The following is an 18,928-nucleotide window of genomic DNA, read 5'->3' on the forward strand; positions in this document are numbered from 1 at the left end:
CTGCCCCATGGACATCCCCGATCTCGACGCTCGCCTGCAGCGACTGACCGACACCCTCGCGCATCTCCTCGCCGGAGACTTCGAGGCCATCGCTACTTGCGACACAGTCCCGGATGACCCCTTTGGCCGCGTCGAGCAGACCGTCCAGCGCCTCGTCGCCGACATCGAGACAGCGACCACGGCCAACCGCGAGAAGGAAGCCTCGCTGCTCGCTCAGCAAGGGCAGCTCGAGGCCCAGGCCGCGCGGATCCAGTCTCAGCAGCGAGATCTCCGCGCCAAAGCCGAAACCATCGAGATCCAGGCGGCGGCGATCCGCGAGCTGTCCACGCCCCTGCTCGAGTTGTGGGAGGGCGTACTCGCGCTCCCGATCGTCGGCGTGATCGACACCCAACGCAGCCTCGACATCATGGAGCAGCTGCTCGAGCGCATCGCTCAGACCCAGGTCGAGTGGGTGATCCTCGACATCACTGGCGTCGAGTTCGTCGACACGCACACCGCCGATCACCTGATCAAGGTCGTGCGCGCCGCCAGCTTGCTCGGTGCCACATGCATGCTCAGCGGCGTTCAGCCCGCCGTCGCCCGCACCTTCGTCGATCTCGGCGTCGATCTCTCCGAGCTCGACGCGAAGCGCAATCTTCAGCAGGCGCTGCGCGAGTGCCTGCGTCGCAAGCGAGACGACTGACCCGTCATCCGGGCTGTCTTGGCGCAAGCTAGCGCCGAGTCCGCCGAGTCCGCCGAGTCTTCAGCCGAGCTCCCCCGGCGCGTGCTCCGGCCAGGGCAGGTAGTCGAACCAGCCATAGGCGACCTTGGTCAGGCGCTGGTCGCCAATGGCCACGCTCCCGCGCGCGATCTCGTGGGCGTGCATGTCCACGTAGAAGCGGCGCGCCCGGTTGTTCTTGGCCAGCGTCCACACGAGGACCGGCAGCTGCCCGCGGGCGGCGAGGGACCACAGCCCCGCGCCGAGCAGCCTGCGACCCACGCCCCGGCCGTGCGCCTCGGGGAGCAGATAGAGCTCGAAGATCTCCCCGCGCAGACCCAAGCTGCGCTCGTCCGTGGGCCCGCCGTTGACGTAGCCGAGGATGCCCTCGGGGCCCTCGGCGACGTGCAGCGGAGACTCGAGCTCGGCGCCTCGCAAGAAGTAGCCGCGAAAGCGAGCCTCGCTCCGGCGCACGGTCGTCAGCGCCAGGTTGCGCGCCGAGATGATCCCAGCGTAGGCCGCGTGCCAGCTCTCGACGTGGACGCGGGCCAGCTCGGGGACGTCGCGGCGGCTCGCCAGACGGATCCGCACCGTGTCGAGCTCGCCCAGCGCGCTGGCCATGCGCTGATTTTAGCAGGCCGAGACTCTCAGTGCTTTGCGAAGGGCACGATTCGCATGCGCTGGAGGACCAGCGCGCGGGCGAGGCCGTCTTGCAGCGAGCCGCAGGTCTCGAAGTCGCTCAGCTCGATGCCCAAGTTGATGATGGTCACCGCGTTCTCCGGCGACATGCCCACGAGGATGATCTCGGCCCCGAGCAGGCGGACCGAGCGAGCCAGGCGGATCAGCAGCTGCGCGGCGTCGGAGTCGAGCACCGGCACCCCGCTGATGTCGAGGATCACCGAGCGGGTCTGGACCTTGGCGACCTCCTGAAGCAGGCGCTCTGTCAGCAGCTGGGCGCGAAAGGAGTCGAAGGTGCCGACCAGGGGCACCACCAAGATGCCGCGAACCACCGGAGCGATCGGCGTCGAGGCCTGGCGGATGAGGTCGAGCAGCTCGGTCTTCTCGGCCAGCGCGATCTCGAGCTCGGCGAGCTGAGTCTCGAGGCGCTCGACGCCGTGGCGCCTCGACTCGCGCTCGAGCGCCTGATCGCGCAGGACCATGAAGCGCATGGTGCTGACCTGCATCAAGTCGAAGAACCAGCCCTCGCTCGCGGCCAGCAGGGCGAGCCCCGCCTCGCCCTCCCCGAGAACCTCGCGGACCTGCTGACGCAGCGTCTGTACGTAGTGACGCAGGTCGGAGTAGTTGAGGCCGGCGCTGTCGAGGCCGTCGACGAGCGCGTAGACGAAAGGACGCAGGGCCTCGGCCTTGCCCGTCTGGAGGTCCTGCTCGAGCGCGTCGAGGCCCGCCACGACGTGGGTCCGACAGACCTCCTCGCCGATCTGGCCGTAGACGCTCGCCTTGCGCCGACACAGACGCGAGACGGCGGCCGCGACCATCTGGGGTCGCGCGTGCGCAAGCAGGGAGGTCTCCAAGGTGCTCACCAGCTGACGTGATAGATGCAGGTCGGCGCGCCGTCGTCACGACACCCGCCCGCGCCGTGCTCGATCAGCGGCTTGACGCCGTAGCGCTCGCAGGCGCCCTCGAGGATCCCAACACAAAAGGCGCAGGTGAAGCCCGGCGTCGACCAGTCGAGGATCGCGCTGTGCTCGTCCTCGATCTCGCAGGTGATCGTGCCGACCCCAGGGCCGCGGGCGTGGAGCGCATACCAAGGACCGAGGCCGGGGAGCAGCGCCGCCACGCTGTCGATCTCGGGCGGATATTCGGCGCTCTCGATCATCTTGCGCCCACACTCCTTGACCACCGCGGCGCCGAGCACTTCCTCGAGCTTGGTGAAGATCCGCCCGGCCCAGTCGAAGTCGTACCAGGCCTCGGGATCGATGCGCTCGACGCCGGCGTCGGCGAGGACCTTGTCGACGATGGCCTGCGAGTGGGAGAGGCCGAGGACCACGGTGTTCAGCGCCTGGCCGGAGTATTCGCGCTTTTGCTGCTCACTCATATCAACCTCCATGTTGACGGCTAAGTGATATCCCGGCTGGCCGGCGCAGGTCCATACGCGCGACTCCCGTGCACTGACCACAATGCACCCCGGGCCAGCCTCGGGTCGAGGGCGATCGGGGGTGCTACCTTTGGCCGGTGAGCGACCTACCTGCCCACCGCTGGGTCCGCGACGCCGCGGACCTCCTGGCCCTCGCCGAGGCCCTCGAAGGCGCCCCCTGGGTCGCCCTCGACAGCGAGTCGAACTCGATGTTCGTCTATCGCGAGCGCGTCTGCCTGCTCCAACTGAACGTCGGTGGAACACTGTGGCTCGTCGACACCCTGGCCCTGGGCCCCGCTGCCCCCACCCCGGGGACGGCCGACGAGGCCCACGCGGAGGCCCTGGCCGCGAGCTTGGCCCCGCTCGCCGAGCCCCTAGCCAATCCGGGCCTGCGCGTGTGGATTCACGGTGGCTCCTACGACGTCGCCTGCCTCAAGCGTGACTATGCCATCGAGATCGCCGGGCTCTTCGACACCCAGCAGGCGGCCAGCTTCCTGGGCTGGTCGCGGACGGGCTACGCCGCCGTCGTCGAGGAAGTCTGCGGCGTGAGCCTGGCCAAGGCCCACAGCCAGTACGACTGGGGGCAGCGGCCGCTCCACGACGAGGCCCTGCGCTACGCCCTCGACGACGTGATCCACCTGCCCGAGGTCGGTGAGGCCCTCGTCTCCCACATCGCCGAGGCCGACCTCGAGGAGGAGCTGGAGATCGCCAACCAAAGCGTGTCCGAGGCCGACGCCCACCAAAACGCCTTCGACCCCGCGCGGATGTGGAAACTCAAGGGCATCCGCGCCCTGCCCCGCGAGCGCCTCCCCGTGCTCACGGCCCTCTACGCCTGGCGCGACCGCAAAGGTCGCGAGCTCGACCGCCCCCCTGGCCGGCTGATCGCCAACGATCTCCTGCTCCACGTCGCCCGCCGGGCGCCCCGGGACGCCGCCGCCCTCGGCCGCCTGCGCCTGCGCCGAAAGCTGATCCAGGAGCACGGCGAGGAGCTGGTCGAGACCATCGCCGCGGCCCTGCGCGAGCCGCCCGCGCCCCCGCCCAAGCCCCAGCGTCCCCGGCCCTCCAACGCCGAGCTCGCCCGCACCAAGGCCCTCCAGGCCTGGCGCCGCGAGGAGGCCGAGCGCCGCGAGCTCCCCCACCACGCCGTGCTCCCCAAGCGCGCCCTCGAGTGGTTGGCCGCCAACGGAGCCCACGACCTCCAGGCCTGCCCCGAGCTCGGCGACAAGCGCATCGCTCGCTACGGCGGCGCGCTTTCGAAGTGTTGCGCAGCCGGGGCGTCCGCGTCCGACTGAGCCCAGCTGCTCCGCTTCCAGCCCGATATCGCGCGGATGTACTACCCTGCTCGCCGATGACGATCCCCAGCGAGACCGAGTGGGTCCTGGTCGCCTGCGGGCTGATCGCCCACGCCGACGGCAACCTCGACGGCGCCGAGGCCGAGCGCCTGCTGAGCCTGATCGATGACCGCATTCCCGCCGAGGACTATGCCGACGCCCTCGCGCTGATCGCCGACCAGCGCGCCCTCGAGGCTCGCTACGCCGCGCTCCCCGATCCCCCCGCCGACCAGCACCGCGCCCTGCTCGAAGAAGTCTGGACCATGGCCATGGTCGACGGCTCGCGCGACACCCCCGAGCTGCTGATCCTCGCCCGCCTCGCCGAGCGCCTGGGTGTCGAGCCCGTGCAGCTCGAGTTTTGGCGCGAAGCCTGGACGCGAGCCGAGCGCGAGTTCGCCGAGCGTGTGGCCGAGCTCGCCGGCTACTGCCTCGGCGCCGGCGAGCCCCTATTCGAGGATGATCACTCGCCTTTCCTCGATCTCGTCGAGCGGCTGCCCGCGAGCCTCGAGGAGCGCGAGCGCCTCGCGACCATGGCCCACGCGACCCCGTCCGACGGCGGCGTGATCGGCCGAGCGCTGGCCGCCACGCCCCGCGCCCGCCGCCTCGAAGCCTTTCGCCTGGTCGCCCCGCTGATCCGCAACAGCGTCGACGCCGAGGCGGCCAAGGAGCGCTTCTCCTTCGTGGCGAGCGCCGCGGGCTTCTTCGACATCGCCGTCATCGAACGTTGATCCGAGGGGGGCGTCGCCCTGCGTCAGTCGAGCCAGCCGACAATTCGCCGCGCGGATCAACAGGATTCTGATTGGAGCAAAGCCGGCCCCTCGGATACCATCCGCGAATGCGTCGTTCGTCTTTCGCCTTACTCTTTGGACCGCTCCTGCTCACAGCCTGTCCCGCCGACGATACGGGGGCGACCGGCTCGGACACGACCGATGACGAGGTCGGCGAGAGCGGCAGCAGCGAGACGGACACCGGCGAAGGCGAGACCGACACCGGCGAGCCCCCCGAGCTCGACGCCTACGGCTTCGCCGGCGGCTGCTACTCGCTGCGCAGCGGCGACACCTGGCTCACGGCCGCGGGCGAGAGCTACGAGTTCAGCGCCGATGCCAACGCCGCCGCCGCCTTCCACATGAAGGCCTCGGACCTCGGCACCTACCTGCTCTACGACCAAGACGGCGGCTACCTCGTGTCCGACAGTGGCCCGCTGCTGCGCCAGACCAGCTTGCAGTCGGACATCCTGCTCGTCGACGACAGCTACGTGTCCGGGGCCGAGTGGATGCCCGAGACCTCGCTCGTCGACTGGGATCAGTACCAGCTCCGCAACCGGCGAAACGACCTGCTGCTGGCCGCCGAGGGCCTCGCCGAGACCGGCGCCGCGATCACCTTCGATCCCGCCGAGGGCTGCACCGAGCACCCCGAGCTCAGCCTCGACGCCACGGGCAGCGTCGCCAAGACCACCTTCGACGACGGCATCCTCTACGGCATCGTCGACACCCACTCGCACGTGTTCTCCAACGCCGGCTTCGGCGGCGGCGGCATCTTCCACGGCGCGCCCTACCACCGCCTCGGGGTCGAGCACGCGCTGATGAGCTGCGAGCAGTTCCACGGCGAGATGGGCCGCCAGGACTTCTTTGGCTACGCCTTCGACTCCGCGGGCGCCAACGATGCCGACCTGTCCGCGCTGATCCCCGACCTCGTCGCCGGCGAGCTGAGCTTCGACAACCACAACACCGACGGCTACCCCACCTTCAGCGACTGGCCCAACGGCCCGAGCAGCTCCACGCACCAGACCCAGTACTACCGCTGGCTCGAGCGCGCCTACCTGGCCGGCCTGCGCCTCGAGGTCCTCCACGCCACCACCAACTCGGCGATCTGCCACTTCATGGTCGGCGAGGAGCTCCAGCCCACGCGCTACGACTGCGAGGACATGACCGCCGTCGACCGGATCATCGACGAGTCCTACGCCCTCGAGCGCTACATCGACGCCCAGGCCGGCGGCCCCGGCGAGGGCTGGTTCCGCATCGTCCAGACCCCCGCGGAGGCCCGCGAGATCATCGCCAGCGGCAAGCTGGCCGTGGTCCTCGGCATCGAGACCTCCGACCTCTTCGGCTGCAAGATCACCCCACGCAACGGCTCGCCGACCTGCGACGAGGCCTACATCAAAGAGCAGCTCGACTACTACTACGCCCTCGGCGTGCGCGCGATCTTCCCGGTCCACAAGTACGACAACGCCTTCTCCCCCGGCGACGGCAACCGGGCCTTCATCGAGCTCGGCAACTTCCTCAACAGCGGCTACTCGTCCAACTTCACCGAGGACTGCCCGCCCGAGATCACCGACGGCTTCGACAAGGGCGACGTGTTCTTCGGCGGGATCAACGATCCCCGCGACGAGTTCATCGGGACGCCCGACTACGACTTCAGCGGCTTCCCCGACGCCCCGGTCAACACCACCTCGCTGTTCTTGGCCCAGCTGCTCGAGCCGGCGCTCGAGGGCGACTACTGCCAAAACGCGACCATGACCCCGATGGGCGAGATGCTCATGGGCGAGCTGATGCAGCGCGGGATGATCATCGAGGTCGACCACCTGCCGCAGTGGGCCTACAAGCGCGCCTTCGAGCTGCTCGAGGCCGCCAACTACCCCGCCGCGGGCACCCACGGGCGCAACTTCGAGGGCCTGCTCTACGAGCTCGGCGGGATCTCGAAGACCGGGCTCTCGCGCTGCCACGACCCCGAGAACCCCGGCGGGACCGGGCAGAGCTACCAAAACAAGATCGCCTTCATCGAGGCGCACGGCGGCTACCCGGCCGAGGGCTTCGGCTTCGATCTAAACGGCTTCGCCGGCGCCCGCGGGCCGCGCTTTGGCGACGGCCTGTGCGACACCACCCAGGAGGATCCGGTCACCTACCCCTTCAGCTCCTACGCCGGCGACGTCGAGTTCAGCCAGCCGGTGATCGGCGAGCGCGAGCTCGACTTCAACACCGAGGGCCTGGTCCACATCGGCCTGCTGCCCGAGCTGATCGAGGACGCCCGCCGCGACAGCGAGGACGGCGACCTGGATCCGCTGTTCCGCTCGGCCGAGGGCTATATCCGCATGTGGGAGCTGGCCGAGACCCGGGCGGCCGAGTTCGGCGACTGATGACCAGCTGACGATCGGCCAGGCGAGCCGCGAGCAGCTCCGCTCGCCACGACGCCCGCGACATCTCGTGTCACCCACGAGCTCTCGCGGGTGTCTGCGTTTACGTGCAAAACCTCGTCCACGGGCGCGAGAGACCCATTGCCTCCCGGCCCGCGATGCGCTAAGCAGTGCTCAACAACGAGCTGAGCACTGCTCAATCTCGTCTCTCGGCACCTCGCGCCAGGAGCATCACAGTCGTGGTGATGCGGCGACGAGGCGAGGAGATCGCGTCGATGGTTCAGATACGAATGAAGACTCTTGGTGCCCGCGCAGCGGGTCGTGAGCGTGGGCTCCAACTCGTGCGAGCGAGCGTCTGCTTGGCAGCGCTGGCCTTGGGGCTCGCGCCAGTGACAGCGAGGGCCGCAGCGCCGACCGCCGCCGACGAAGGCCCAGCGGCGGTCGAAGACGACTCGCCAGCGAGCGAGCCCCCCTGCCCCGAGGTCGACCTCAAAGCACTGCGCCGGGCTCACCGCGACGGCCTCAAGAACGGGATCGAGTTCAACCTGATCTGGCCGGTCGTCCCCAAGATCATTCAGGTCAAGTACAACCGCGTGCTCTTCTCGGCCAAAAACGGGCTCGAGGGCGAGCTCATCGCGAGCTTGAACTTTCGCCCGTGGACCTTCGTGGAGGGCGAAGGCGAGAAGCTGATGGCCGCCGTCGCCGTGGGCTATCGCCAATATTGGTGGAAGGGCATCAACAGCGAGCTCGTCCTCTACCCCGAGTTTTTGTGGCTGCGAAACAACGTCGTCGACGACGGGAGCTACTTCGACTTCAACCTGATCCCGGAGTTCTACTCGGGCTACAAGGGCTACTTCGGCGCGACGCAGATGTTCTACAACCTCCAGCTCGGGTTCGGGATCATCGCCTTGCGCGCGAACCCCTGGCCCAAGACCGTGACCGACGGCATCTTCTTCAACGGCAACGCGACCGTCGGCATCTCTTTTTGAGCGGCTGCGAGAGCGAATCTCGCCGCCCTATCCGCCCCACGAGGGCGTGTAGGCCTTTCCAGGCGTGCCCCCGAGCGCGAGCAGGCTGACCCCCTCGTCCTCGGTCACGAACTTGCGCCGCGCGCTCGGCCCGACGCGGATCATGTCGCCGGCGTGAACCGTGGTCGAGGTCTCGCCGACCACGATCCTCGCCGAGCCACGCAAGACCACGTAGACCTCCTCCTGGCCGTCGGACGCGTGGTCGTGCTCGGGGTAGGCGTCGATGTTGGGGTCGAGCTCGATCACGTTCATGCCCCAGGCCGAGACCTCGAGCGCCTTGCCGGCGTAGCGAAAGCGGATGCCTGGGAGCGCATACTCGCCGGTGTAGGGCTCGATTTCCTCGATGGCTTTGACTCGGATATCGTTCATGGTGAGCCATTCATCCCATGGCCGAGAGACTGAAGCTTGAACAAACGCGACTGCCCGAGACCGGCCGCGCCCGCGGCCTGGTCAGCTCGCGGACCAGCGGCCGACGGGTCGACGCGGCCAGCTATGTGCCGCCCCCCGCGCTGGCCGCCTTCGTCGAGAGCTTGTGGGTCGGGCGCTGGGATCTGCGTGGTCAGCCGCCGCATCACACCGAGCTGCTCAGCGATCCCTGCGTCAACGTCGTTTTCGAGCACGGCCACGGGCGGCGCGAGGCTCGGGTCGTGGGGGTCTGGACCCGGCTGTGGCGTCGAACCCTGAGCGAGCGCGGCTTCGTCCGCGCCGCCAAGCTCCGCGCGGGCGCGGTCACGGCGATCTTCGACGCGCCCGCCGCCGAGCTCGGCAATTCGATCGTCCCCCTCGCCGGCTTCGACCCCGACGCCGAGCGCCTGCGCGAGGCCGTGCTCGACCCCAGCGACGACGCGGAGGGTCTGGCCGCGCTCGCGCGCTGGCTCGAAGCTCGCGCGAGCGGACGCGAGGACGTCGGCTATCGCGAGGCCGTCGCCCTCGTCGAGCGGATCGCCAGCGACCCCGAGCTGACCTCCGCCCAGGCCCTCGCCGACGCGGCCGGCCTGTCCTTGCGCGGGCTCCAGCGCCTGTTCCGGACGCACGTCGGCGCCACGCCCAAGTACGTGATCCGCCGCAACCGCCTACAGGAGGTCGCCACGCGGATCGAGCAGGGCGAAGCGCCGAGCCTCGCCGAGCTCGCCGCCGAGCTCGGCTACGCGGACCAGGCCCACCTGACCCGCGACTTCAAGGCGATCGTCGGCAAGAGCCCGCGGCAATTCGCCGCCTCGGTTGGTTAGCCCCTTCCATGAGCGTTCGATTCGTATCTCCCAGTCGATACACACGGCTTCGGCTTCGGACTCGGCTTCGGGGATCGGCCGAAAGCGCCACGCAGAGACGGTCTCGACGACGATCTCGTCGACGAGGGGATCACCGCGAAAGGGCAAGAGCGTCTCGACCTCGCCCACGCTCCCGTCGGGGGTGACGCAAAAGCGGATCCGAGTGCAACCTGGTCGACCGTCCTCGCGTGCCCAGGTCGTGCGCTCGAGGGCAGACCACGGCGGGCTGGGAGAGTCCAGGACCCGCCGCCAGACCTCGGCGGAGCGCGACGCGGTGCCAGGTCCAGCCGCGCCCAGCGCAGGCGCGCCGACTTGCCGCGGGAGCGCGGGGTTGGGCCCTCGCGGGAGCTCTCCGTCTCGATTGATGCGCGCGCAGACATCCTCCGAACCATCCTCACCAGGGCCCGCGGGTATCGAGGTCGCCGCGCCTTCGTTCATCGGACGGGGCTTTGGATCTGGCGCGCGGCTCTCGGCGGTCTCCGGCGCGCGCTGGGCAGGGGCCTCGTGGGCAGCGATGGGCGGGCTCGTGGGTGTTGGCTCGGCAGCGGCACAACCCGCCACGCACAGACCGACGAAGACTCGAGCGCGCATCCTCGGTGATGATTGCACGACGACAGCGACACCTCGAAGCCCGGCACGAGGTGCATGGGCAAAGCCTCCGGCGCAGCCGCCAGCCCCGCCACCGCTCGTCCCCTGGCGGGCTCTTGACCTCGGCGCTCCCCCGCAGGACGGTGTTCAGGCCATGACCGAGCCCACCGTCAAGCGTGACCACGACCTCGTCTTGTGGGGAGCCACCGGCTTCACGGGTGCCCTGGTCGCGGAGTACCTCGTCCGCAACGGCGCCCTCGACGAGCTTCGCCTGGCGCTCGCGGGGCGCTCCCGCGACAAGCTCGAGGCGCTGCGTGATCAGCTCGCCGCGATCGTCCCCGCGGCCGCCGAGCTGCCCTTGCTGATCGGCGACAGCTTCGACCGCGCCTCCCTCGACGCGATCGCCTCGAGCACCAAGGTCGTGTGCTCGACCGTCGGCCCCTACGCCAAGTACGGCGAGGCCGTGGTCGCCGCCTGCGTCACCCACGGCACGCACTACTGCGACCTCACCGGCGAGGCCCAGTTCGTCCACCGGATGATCGCCAGCCACCACGAGCGGGCCGTGCTCAACGGCGCGCGCATCGTGCACTGCTGCGGCTACGACTCGCTGCCCTCGGACCTCGGGACCTACATGCTTCACCGCGCCTTCGCCGAGCGCGGCGGCCACGTCGAGCGCGTGCGCTTCTTCGCCGGCGAGAGCAAGGGCGGCGCCAGCGGAGGGACCATCGCCTCGATGCTGCACATGGTCGACGAGGTCTCCCGTGATCGCTCGGTGCTCAAAATTCTCGCCAACCCCTACTCGCTCTACCCCAAGTCCGAGCCCCCGGGCCGAGACGGCGGCGACCAAAACGGGGTCCGCCTCGACCGCGACCTCGGCATGTGGACCGGGCCGTTCGTGATGGCGGCGATCAACGCCAAGGTCGTGCGCCGCAGCAACGCCCTGCTCGACTTCGCCTACGGCCGCGAATTTCGCTACGCCGAGTCCATGAGCACCGGCCGGGGCGTCCGCGGCCTGGCCTTCGCGGCCGCGCTGAGCGTGGGCGTGGGCGTGGGGCTCGGCCTGATGGCGATCGGTCCCGCGCGCCGGCTGATCGAGCGCCGCCTGCCCAAGCCCGGCGAGGGCCCCGATCGCGACACCCGCGAGGCCGGCTACTTCGTGTGCCGACTGATCGCCGACGGCGTCGACCAGAGCGGCAGGCGCCTGCAGCTGCGCGGGCGGGTCGAGGGCACCAACGATCCCGGCTACGGCGAGACCGCCAAGATGCTCGGCGAGTCGGCGCGCTGCCTGGCCCTCGACGCGCTCGACTCCCCCGGAGGCATCCGCACGCCCGCGTCGACCATGGGCGACGCCCTGCTCGAGCGCCTGCGCCGAGCGGGGATGACCTTCCGCGTCGAGGGCTGAAGCGCGCTCGCCTACAAGCTGTTGCCGAGCTCGGGCGCCGTCTTGCCCGTGCGCTCGGCGATGAAGCGCAGCAAGCTGCGACGGTCGCGGTACAGGTAGGTCCGCAGGCGCAGCGTGGCCTGGCCAGCGACGATGTCGAGCAGCCCGAACTGCGGCGCCTCGAGGCTCTCGACCTCGGACCAGGGGATCGTCTTGCCGCCCTTGCGCACGCCTTGCTCGTCGATCACCACGCCCACGCCACCGGCGAGCTCCCGCGCCGTCGCGCGCACGACCACCACGCCGACGAGCGCAGACAGGCCCGCGGCGATCAGCTCACCCACGGAGGCCTGCGCGAAGTCGAAGTGGTGAGAGAGCAGATAGACGCTCACGAACACCACCCCAGGGGTGATCAACAGGCCGAAGCCGACGATCAGAGTGACCCCCACCGGGTCGACGCGGAACTCGCTCGTGCTCACGGGTCTAACCCTATCTCCGACTCGCCTCGCACGTTACATGCTGCGACTCGATGTTTGATCACGGCGATCCGCTGCGCGCTTCGGCGAGCGCTGCGCATCGCAGCTACACGCCCTGCATCGCCCGTCTTCGCCGATCTTCGAGTGTCCTCGAGCGACGCTCGCCCACGCCTTCGCGCCGCGCTCAACTGGACGCAAGAGTTCGCCTGTGTACGATGCGCGCCATGTCGACGACCCGAACGCTCACCAACGTCACGCTGCTCGCGGCCCTCGGCCTCGGCCTGAGCGCGACCGCTTGTGACAAGAACAAGGACGCCACCGTCAACGCCGACGAGGCCAGCGAGGCGACCCCCGAGAGCACGGACGCCGCCGCCGCCGAGGCCCCGGCCTTCCCCGACCTCGACAGCGCCATCGCCGGCGCCCACCGCAGCGACGCCAACAAGGCCCGCGACACCTACCGTCACCCCAAGGAGACCCTCGAGTTCTTCGGGGTCGATCGCAACATGACCGTCGTCGAGCTGTGGCCGGGCGGTGGCTGGTACACCGAGATCCTCGGGCCCTACCTGCGCGACGAGGGCACCTACCTCGTGGCCAACTGGCCCGCCGACCACGAGCGCTACGGCGCCTATGCGGTCAAGTTCTCCGAGAAGATCGCCGCCAACCCCGAGCTCTACGGCACGCCCGCGGTCGCCGGCGTGTCGCCCGAGGCCACCCTCGACACCGTCGACTTCGCCCCCGAGGGCAGCGCCGACGTGGTCCTGACCTTCCGCAACAGCCACGGTTGGTACAACAACGGCATGACCGACGTGATCTACGGCGCGGCCTTCAAGGCCCTCAAGCCCGGCGGCATCTTTGGCGTGGTCCAGCACCGCGCGGCCGAGGGCACCAACGCCGAGGAGACCGCCAAGCAGGGCTACCTGCCCGAGGCCGTGGTCATCGAGGCCGCACAAAAAGCCGGCTTCGAGCTCGTCGAGAAGTCCGAGATCAACGCCAACCCGAGCGACACCAAGGACCACCCCGGCGGCGTGTGGAACCTGCCGCCCAGCCTGTCGAGCGGCGACCGTGACAACCCCATGTCCGACGAGGACAAGGCCAAGTACGAGGCGATCGGCGAGTCCGACCGCATGACCTTGAAGTTCAAGAAGCCCGAGTAGCGCTCGCGCTCGCGCATTGAATGCGCCGAGCCCCCGTCGACCGCAGCGTCGCCGGGGGCTCTCTCGTTTTCGAATCCGACTCGAGCCGGCTCAGGACCCCGAGGACACGCTCTCGAGCACGCGCTCGGCCTCGTCCTCGGGGATGCGCAGCGTGTCGCGCAGGCGATCGAGGAAGCGCCGCTCGTCGCCGTCGATCTCCTCGTCGCAGGCGATCATGTCGGCGGCCGCCCGGAACACGCCCACGCGCACGGGATAGGGCCAATTGACGACCTCGTTGGTCTCGAACTCGACCGGCGTCTCGATCCATCCGAGGGCCAGCGCACGCTCTTTGTCGTTCAGGGGGAAGCGCTCGACGATCCCGCGCATGGCCGCGGCCTCCCGAGGGACGAGCTTTCCGTCCGCCCAGGCGGCTGCGGCCCACACCCGGATGGCTGCGAGATAGGACACCTCGGGCACCGGCGTCGCCGGCTCCTCCTCTTCGCGGTCGTCCTCGTCGTCGAGATCTGGGGACTTTCCTGGGCCACTCACGGCCCCAGCATCCCGCGTGACCCGCGGCCAGGCAAGGCCGGCGCGAGCCTCGCATCTTTGACCCATCTCCAGCAGGCTGTGGAGTCGGGATGCCAGCCGAGCACCTGCCCGCTTGGAATTGACCGTCCGGGAAGCAGTGTTCACACTCCCAGCATGCAGCCGCAGCCTTCGCAGCACGATCCCCACGGCCAGCGCAACCCATACGGACCGGGACCCTCCTACGCCCCGGGCGCGCCGACGCAGGATCCGCGGGCTCAGCTCGCCTCTGGCGTCGACCAGTTCATGACCGGGGTCAACGCGTGGATGGCCGCCGGTGTCGGCGTCACCGGCATCGCCGCCTACGCCGTCTCGCAGTCCGACGCCCTGCTCCAGACGCTCTTCACTGGCGGCATGCGCTGGGTGCTCCTGCTCGCCCCGCTGATCTTCGTGATGATCTTCGCCTCGCGCATCCAGTCGATGAAGCCCGGCACCGCCATCGGCGTGTTCCTGGCCTTCTCGGCGGTGATGGGCGTGTCCTTGGCCCCGATCTTCCTGATCTACACGGGCGCCTCGCTGGCCTCGACCTTCGCGATCACGGCGGTCACCTACGGCGCCCTGGCGCTGTGGGGCTACACGACCAAGCGCGACCTCTCGGGCATGGGCAAGTTCTTGTTCATGGGCCTGATCGGGCTGATCGTCTCGGGCATCGTCATGGTGCTGATGACCTCGGTCTTCCACCAGCAGATCAGCCCGCTCTTCTTCATGGTCCGGGCGATGATCGGCGTGTTGATCTTCGCGGGCCTGACCGCCTACGACACCCAGAAGATCAAGCAGATCTACCTGATGCGCGGTGGCGGCGGGAACCTGGCGATCCTCGGCGCCCTCGAGCTCTACCTCGACTTCATCAACCTCTTCCTCTTCCTGCTGCGCCTCTTCGGCGGCAGCCGCGACTGAGCCAGAGGCCAAACAAAAAAGCCGCCCCCGGGCTCCGGAGGGCGGCTTTTTTGCGTCTGCGCACCAGGCTGCCGCGGCGCTACCCGCAGGTCTCGGCCAGCGACGAGTCGCTGACCTGGGGCGCGTCGTCGTCGTCGAGCACGAAGATCCCCGGGTAGCCCTGGGTCTCGAAGCCCGCGCTGGGGTTGTCGCACAGCTGCGAGTCCTCGATGACCAGCGAGCCGCTGCGGTCGTTGGACACGAAGAAGATCGCCCCGCCGCCCTCGTTGGCGGTGTTGTGCTCGATCTTCGTCCCGCACAGCCGCAGCGTGAAGGTGTTGCCGTCGTTGTAGATCGCCCCGCCGCTGCCCCCACCCGGCGTGCCATCCTGGGCCGGGTTGGCCCCGTTGCCGATCGCTTCGTTGTAGGCGAAGTAGCTGTTGATCACCGTGTAGGACACGCCGATGCTGCTCAGACCGCCGCCGTTGGAGCAGCTGTTACCCAGGCCGGGCTCGCCGCCGAAGGTGCTGTTGACCACGTAGACCGGCTCGCCCTCGTACTGGCTGAGCACGCGGACCGCCGCGCCGCCGATGTCCGGCCCGCTCTCGTCGCAGATGTTGTTGAAGAAGCGCGTGTTGACCAGCTTGAAGCGACCGCCACGCACGAAGATCGCCCCGCCGCCGCCGCCGTCGACCTCCTCGCCGGTCGCGTTGCCGTCGACGAAGGTGATGTTCTGGACCGTCAGCTGGGGGTGGTCCTGGTTTTGGCACATCGCCGTGGTCCACACCTGATCCTGATCGCAGGTGTTCATGTACAGGATGCGCCGCGCCCCGGCCCCGCTGAGCGTGACCAGCCCGCCGCCGTCGATGACGATCTCCGGGCCGGTGTCGTTGAAGATCTTGGCCGTCTGCTCGAGGGTGATGGTGATCGGGTCGGGGCCGCAGTCGAAGGTGATCACCCCGCCGCCGGCGACCGCGTCGACCACCGCCGCGCTCGTGCAGCTCTCGGGGCTGCCGTCGCCGATCACCGTGTCGGGGCTCGAGACGTCGGCGGGCATGGCCGCGGCAGGGATCGCGCAGCTGCCCTCGGGGTTCCCGGCCGCCGGACCCGACTCGGGATCCGTCAGCGGGTTCTCGATCGGGCCGCCCTCATCGTCGCTCTCGCCCTCGCCGCTGCCGTCGTCGGAGCAGGCGAAGGAGGCGAGACCGAGCAGGGAGATCACGCAAGCCAAGGAGGGATGAAGCAGGCGTTTGCAGGCCATCGCCGCGAGCATATCAGCGCGCGTCGCCGGCCAAGCCTCCCTCGCGAGCCCTCCCCTTCGCCGGGGTCGAGAGCACCCAGCCGCGCGCCACATTGATGACAGCGGCCCTCGTGATCTCGCACGAAAGTCGTCGAGTTCACGAGGGCCGAGCGCACGCACGCGCGAGTCGCAGAGCAGCTCGCGCATGCGCACACGGTGACGACTCAGAAGGTCGACTCGACGTAGGCGATCACGTCGGCGAGCTCCTGATCACTGAGGCTCGCCTGCGAGGCCATGTTGCCGTAGCCAGTCAGCAGCAGGCAGCCCAGAGCCTCATCGTCGTACTCGGGGATCTCATCGACCAAGCTGGGCGCAGGACCCGACATGCCGTCGACACCGTGACAGCCCGAGCTGCCGCAGGTGCTCGCGTAGACGATCGCACCGTTGCCGCCGCCGTCGGCGGTCAGGGACAGGACGTCGTCGACGCGGGCGCTCTGCTCGGCGTTGCAGCTGCCGTCTTCACCGACGTCGTCGTCATCGCCGTCATCGCCGTCATCGCCCGCGCAGGCGGTCAGCGTCAGGCCGAGGAGCAAGGAAAGGGGGAGGATAAAAGAACGCAGGGACATCATTCGCTACACGCTACGCCCAAGCTCCCCGCGTCTTCAATGACCGAAGTTGCGGTCGAAGTCGTGGGATTTGAGAGGCGAATTCATTCTCAGAAGAAGCATGCACCTTCAACCTCCCGGTCTCTTCGACGCGACGCCCAGATCGACGCCCAGATCGTCACAATGTTGCAGCCTGCAACATGTGAGCGCGGCGAAATCCAACGGTGACAAGTCGACGATGAGCCGGTGTTCGAGCCGGCATGTTCACGCAGCTCACCTTTGCGACCTCGCTCTCCCTCGTCGCCGCCCTCTCGCCAGCAGCTCCTCCCCCAGCCGCGGCCGCGACCGAAGCCACCGCGCCAGCTCCAGCGTCCCTCGACCTCGACAGCGCGCGATTCGAGCTGCACCTCGGGCTGCGCGGCGGCCTGCGCAGCCTCGGCGCGCCGGTGGCCGGTGGCGGCGGGCTTCAGCTCGGCCTTGGCGTCCGCCTGTGGCGGGGCCTCTACCTCGAGGTCGGCGTGGGTGAGGGGCTCTACACCGATCCCGAGCAATCAATCGACGCGGACTCGTCCTCGTCTTCGGAGCTCCGCCACCTCGGCCACACGAGTGCTCCAGCTGGGAGCACCGACGGTGAAAACCTCAGCGCCGCCAACGAAGACCCGGCCATGCGCCTCGCCGGCCAGATTCTCTTGGCCCTGCGCTACGAGTTTCGACAGCCACGGCGCCTGCGTCCGCACCTCTCCCTGGGACTGACGCACCTGCACGAAGCGACCATCGCCGACTTCCTCGATCAGCCTGGGCGCGTGATTTTCGGGGTTGCCGACTCGATCCGCCACCGCACCGGCATCCAGGCCGGCGCGGGCTTGCGAGTGCCCTTCCCCGCCAGCTGGGGCAAGGTCGCGCCGCGCTTTTCGGCGCGCTTCGACGCGGACGCGGCGTACTACTTCGACGAGGATCCCGGCCGCCTCCAAGCCGGCCTCGGCGCGGGGGTGCAGGTGGTGTTCTAGCTCCACTTGAAGCCTCGCAAGACGGCGGATAGCATGAAACGCGCGCCAGCTTCAGACACCGGCGTGATCGAGCCATGCGAGACCAATCGTGGACCTGACCATCAATTTTGTGTGGATCGGACCACGTGGACTCGGCTGGCTCGAGAAATTCATGGTCTATTCGTGGCGAAACTGGGAGTGCACGGTCAACCTCTTCACCCACAGGACGGGGAGCGACAGCCCGCACGACAGTGAGTCGCTCGGTCTGCCCGACGATTTTTGCAACATCTACGACCTGCCGGAGCTCCTCGCCGACGACGAGCAGGCCGTGGGCGCCGATACCCGAGCGGTGCTCACCACGTGGTACGAGAAGGACCTGCCAGGGTGGAACGAGGGCGGAAAAGAGCGGGTGTACAACATGGTCGACCTGAGCAAGTCGTACATCGGCATGTCCAGGGTGGGCATCGTCATCGACATCAAGGTCGCCCCGAGCCCTCACATCGAGAAGTACGTCGACTCCAAGGTATTCGCGAACAACTTCATCACCTACAAACGCGCCAAGGTGGTCGAGAATCAGTGCATGGGCTCGATGATGCCGCTCGAACAAGACAACGACCGCGAGCGCTACGGCAAGGGGTTCGAGTCGGCGTTGTTCACCAAGTCGGCTGCGCACGGAACCCTCAACCCGCTCACCATGAAGGACACCATCGACAAGGCGTGGTTTCCGGTCGCAACCGACGCCCACAAGAAGGCGTGCGGGAGCAAGACGAAATTCGCGACGACAGGCGACCTCCACGGCCTCCGCGGAAAATGGTTCGACATCGGACCCTACGGCAAGAACAGGCACAAGCTCGAGCTGCTCATCGCCGACGCAGACTTCAAGGGCATCGACGGCGATGACTATGGTCCCTTCCGCATCTTCAAGCGGGAGTGGGACCAGACGAACAAGCAACACAACCCCAGCCCGACCACGGACGAGCACCGCGACGAGATGTTCGTCGTCGCGATGAAGGAGTTCATGAAAACCGGGAAGACTTCGGGCCTTCCCCCCGACTTGAAGGCCAAGCTGCTGACACCCAAGATCAGCAACGCCATGGGGTTTCGACGCTTCTGAGCCGCGGCGCAGAGCGTGCCACTTTCGAGCGGCCACGACTCTCGGTCGAGCTTGTCTCTCGCGCTCCGATCTCCGAGGATCAACCTCGATGTATGAAGCACGCTCGTCCCGGCTCGTCACTACCGCCATCGTCATCGCTGCCGCATTCGGGAGCTCGACGGCTTGCGTGACGGTCGACGGCGTCGTCGTGCGCGAGAAGAAGTGGGAGAGCCACGAGGCCAAGGTCCGCGCCCTCGCGGTCTACCGGCTCGAGTGTGAGCCCCAGGATATCGAGACGACGCTGGTCGAAGCGACCGCCCACTCGCCGACGAAGATCAGCGTCGAGGGCTGCGACCAGCAGCGAACCTACGCCCGCTCGCTTCGCGCCGGCTACACCTGGCAACCCGAGCGGCCCTAGG

General features: G+C 68.6%; 20 protein-coding genes. 12 read left to right on the forward strand and 8 right to left on the reverse strand.

Annotation, left to right across the window (positions count from 1 at the left end):
* Nucleotides 1–7: 7 nt before the first annotated feature.
* On the forward strand, nucleotides 8–682 hold the full coding sequence (locus tag G6O69_RS35315; RefSeq protein ID WP_172307866.1) for an STAS domain-containing protein: 675 nt from the start codon (nucleotides 8–10) through the stop codon (nucleotides 680–682).
* A 60-nt stretch (nucleotides 683–742) separates the two neighbouring features.
* Here G6O69_RS35315 and G6O69_RS35320 read toward each other — a convergent pair whose 3' ends face one another.
* Genes G6O69_RS35320 through G6O69_RS35330 form a run of 3 tightly spaced genes read right to left on the reverse strand, consistent with a single transcriptional unit; the run spans nucleotide 743 to nucleotide 2,753 of the window.
* Nucleotides 743–1,318: a GNAT family N-acetyltransferase gene (locus G6O69_RS35320; protein WP_172307867.1), complete on the reverse strand. Its 576-nt coding sequence runs from the start codon at nucleotides 1,316–1,318 to the stop codon at nucleotides 743–745.
* Nucleotides 1,319–1,344: 26 nt separating this feature from the next.
* Nucleotides 1,345–2,238 carry an STAS domain-containing protein gene (locus tag G6O69_RS35325; RefSeq protein ID WP_172307868.1) on the reverse strand — a complete coding sequence of 298 codons (894 nt, stop codon included), beginning with the start codon at nucleotides 2,236–2,238 and terminating at the stop codon, nucleotides 1,345–1,347.
* On the reverse strand, nucleotides 2,235–2,753 hold the full coding sequence (locus tag G6O69_RS35330) for a hypothetical protein (RefSeq protein WP_172307869.1): 519 nt from the start codon (nucleotides 2,751–2,753) through the stop codon (nucleotides 2,235–2,237). The genes G6O69_RS35325 and G6O69_RS35330 overlap by 4 nt, the downstream gene beginning before the upstream one ends.
* 137 nt (nucleotides 2,754–2,890) lie before the next feature.
* Here G6O69_RS35330 and G6O69_RS42560 point away from each other — a divergent pair, with 137 nt between their 5' ends.
* The 4 genes from G6O69_RS42560 (at nucleotide 2,891) to G6O69_RS35350 (ending at nucleotide 8,242) form a co-directional block, all read left to right on the forward strand.
* Nucleotides 2,891–4,084, forward strand: coding sequence for a ribonuclease D (locus G6O69_RS42560; RefSeq protein ID WP_172307870.1), 1,194 nt, complete (start codon nucleotides 2,891–2,893; stop codon nucleotides 4,082–4,084).
* Nucleotides 4,085–4,140: 56 nt separating this feature from the next.
* Nucleotides 4,141–4,851, forward strand: a complete 711-nt coding sequence (locus tag G6O69_RS35340) for a TerB family tellurite resistance protein (RefSeq protein WP_172307871.1) — start codon at nucleotides 4,141–4,143, stop codon at nucleotides 4,849–4,851.
* Nucleotides 4,852–4,958: 107 nt separating this feature from the next.
* Nucleotides 4,959–7,256 (forward strand): membrane dipeptidase, encoded by a 2,298-nt coding sequence (locus tag G6O69_RS35345; protein WP_172307872.1) that lies wholly within the window; start codon nucleotides 4,959–4,961, stop codon nucleotides 7,254–7,256.
* A gap of 386 nt (nucleotides 7,257–7,642) precedes the next feature.
* Nucleotides 7,643–8,242 (forward strand): hypothetical protein, encoded by a 600-nt coding sequence (locus G6O69_RS35350; RefSeq protein ID WP_172307873.1) that lies wholly within the window; start codon nucleotides 7,643–7,645, stop codon nucleotides 8,240–8,242.
* Between the two features lie 27 nt (nucleotides 8,243–8,269).
* Here G6O69_RS35350 and G6O69_RS35355 read toward each other — a convergent pair whose 3' ends face one another.
* Nucleotides 8,270–8,650: a cupin domain-containing protein gene (locus tag G6O69_RS35355; RefSeq protein WP_172307874.1), complete on the reverse strand. Its 381-nt coding sequence runs from the start codon at nucleotides 8,648–8,650 to the stop codon at nucleotides 8,270–8,272.
* A gap of 17 nt (nucleotides 8,651–8,667) precedes the next feature.
* Between G6O69_RS35355 and G6O69_RS35360 the strand changes: the two genes are divergently transcribed.
* Together G6O69_RS35360 and G6O69_RS35365 are read left to right on the forward strand one after the other, a co-directional pair.
* The gene (locus tag G6O69_RS35360) at nucleotides 8,668–9,510 is read left to right on the forward strand and encodes a helix-turn-helix domain-containing protein (RefSeq protein ID WP_172307875.1); all 843 of its coding nucleotides are present in this window, start codon (nucleotides 8,668–8,670) and stop codon (nucleotides 9,508–9,510) included.
* A gap of 781 nt (nucleotides 9,511–10,291) precedes the next feature.
* Nucleotides 10,292–11,539, forward strand: coding sequence for a saccharopine dehydrogenase NADP-binding domain-containing protein (locus G6O69_RS35365; RefSeq protein WP_172307876.1), 1,248 nt, complete (start codon nucleotides 10,292–10,294; stop codon nucleotides 11,537–11,539).
* An 11-nt stretch (nucleotides 11,540–11,550) separates the two neighbouring features.
* Here G6O69_RS35365 and G6O69_RS35370 read toward each other — a convergent pair whose 3' ends face one another.
* Entirely contained in the window at nucleotides 11,551–11,994 is a 444-nt protein-coding gene (locus G6O69_RS35370) for a hypothetical protein (RefSeq protein WP_172307877.1), read from the reverse strand.
* A 221-nt stretch (nucleotides 11,995–12,215) separates the two neighbouring features.
* On the opposite strand from G6O69_RS35370, the gene G6O69_RS35375 reads away from it, so the two are divergent.
* Complete coding sequence (locus G6O69_RS35375; RefSeq protein WP_255215962.1) at nucleotides 12,216–13,145, forward strand: methyltransferase; 930 nt, start codon at nucleotides 12,216–12,218, stop codon at nucleotides 13,143–13,145.
* Between the two features lie 90 nt (nucleotides 13,146–13,235).
* Here G6O69_RS35375 and G6O69_RS35380 read toward each other — a convergent pair whose 3' ends face one another.
* Nucleotides 13,236–13,673 (reverse strand): TerB family tellurite resistance protein, encoded by a 438-nt coding sequence (locus tag G6O69_RS35380; RefSeq protein ID WP_172307879.1) that lies wholly within the window; start codon nucleotides 13,671–13,673, stop codon nucleotides 13,236–13,238.
* Between the two features lie 153 nt (nucleotides 13,674–13,826).
* On the opposite strand from G6O69_RS35380, the gene G6O69_RS35385 reads away from it, so the two are divergent.
* Nucleotides 13,827–14,606, forward strand: coding sequence for a Bax inhibitor-1/YccA family protein (locus tag G6O69_RS35385; RefSeq protein ID WP_172307880.1), 780 nt, complete (start codon nucleotides 13,827–13,829; stop codon nucleotides 14,604–14,606).
* A gap of 79 nt (nucleotides 14,607–14,685) precedes the next feature.
* Here the strand turns inward: G6O69_RS35385 and G6O69_RS35390 are convergent, their stop codons facing one another.
* Nucleotides 14,686–15,846, reverse strand: a complete 1,161-nt coding sequence (locus G6O69_RS35390; protein ID WP_255215963.1) for a hypothetical protein — start codon at nucleotides 15,844–15,846, stop codon at nucleotides 14,686–14,688.
* 203 nt (nucleotides 15,847–16,049) lie between these two features.
* Nucleotides 16,050–16,418 (reverse strand): cytochrome c, encoded by a 369-nt coding sequence (locus G6O69_RS35395; protein WP_176397271.1) that lies wholly within the window; start codon nucleotides 16,416–16,418, stop codon nucleotides 16,050–16,052.
* 272 nt (nucleotides 16,419–16,690) lie between these two features.
* On the opposite strand from G6O69_RS35395, the gene G6O69_RS35400 reads away from it, so the two are divergent.
* The 3 genes from G6O69_RS35400 to G6O69_RS35410 all read left to right on the forward strand — a co-directional run bounded on the left by G6O69_RS35400 (nucleotide 16,691) and on the right by G6O69_RS35410 (nucleotide 18,927).
* Nucleotides 16,691–17,437 (forward strand): hypothetical protein, encoded by a 747-nt coding sequence (locus G6O69_RS35400; protein WP_172307882.1) that lies wholly within the window; start codon nucleotides 16,691–16,693, stop codon nucleotides 17,435–17,437.
* An 88-nt stretch (nucleotides 17,438–17,525) separates the two neighbouring features.
* A complete protein-coding gene (locus tag G6O69_RS35405) occupies nucleotides 17,526–18,530 on the forward strand; it encodes a hypothetical protein (protein WP_172307883.1) in 1,005 nt (334 codons plus the stop codon).
* Between the two features lie 88 nt (nucleotides 18,531–18,618).
* A complete protein-coding gene (locus G6O69_RS35410; RefSeq protein ID WP_176397272.1) occupies nucleotides 18,619–18,927 on the forward strand; it encodes a hypothetical protein in 309 nt (102 codons plus the stop codon).
* Nucleotide 18,928 lies beyond the last annotated feature (1 nt).

It is taken from the genome of Pseudenhygromyxa sp. WMMC2535 (genome assembly GCF_011083025.2).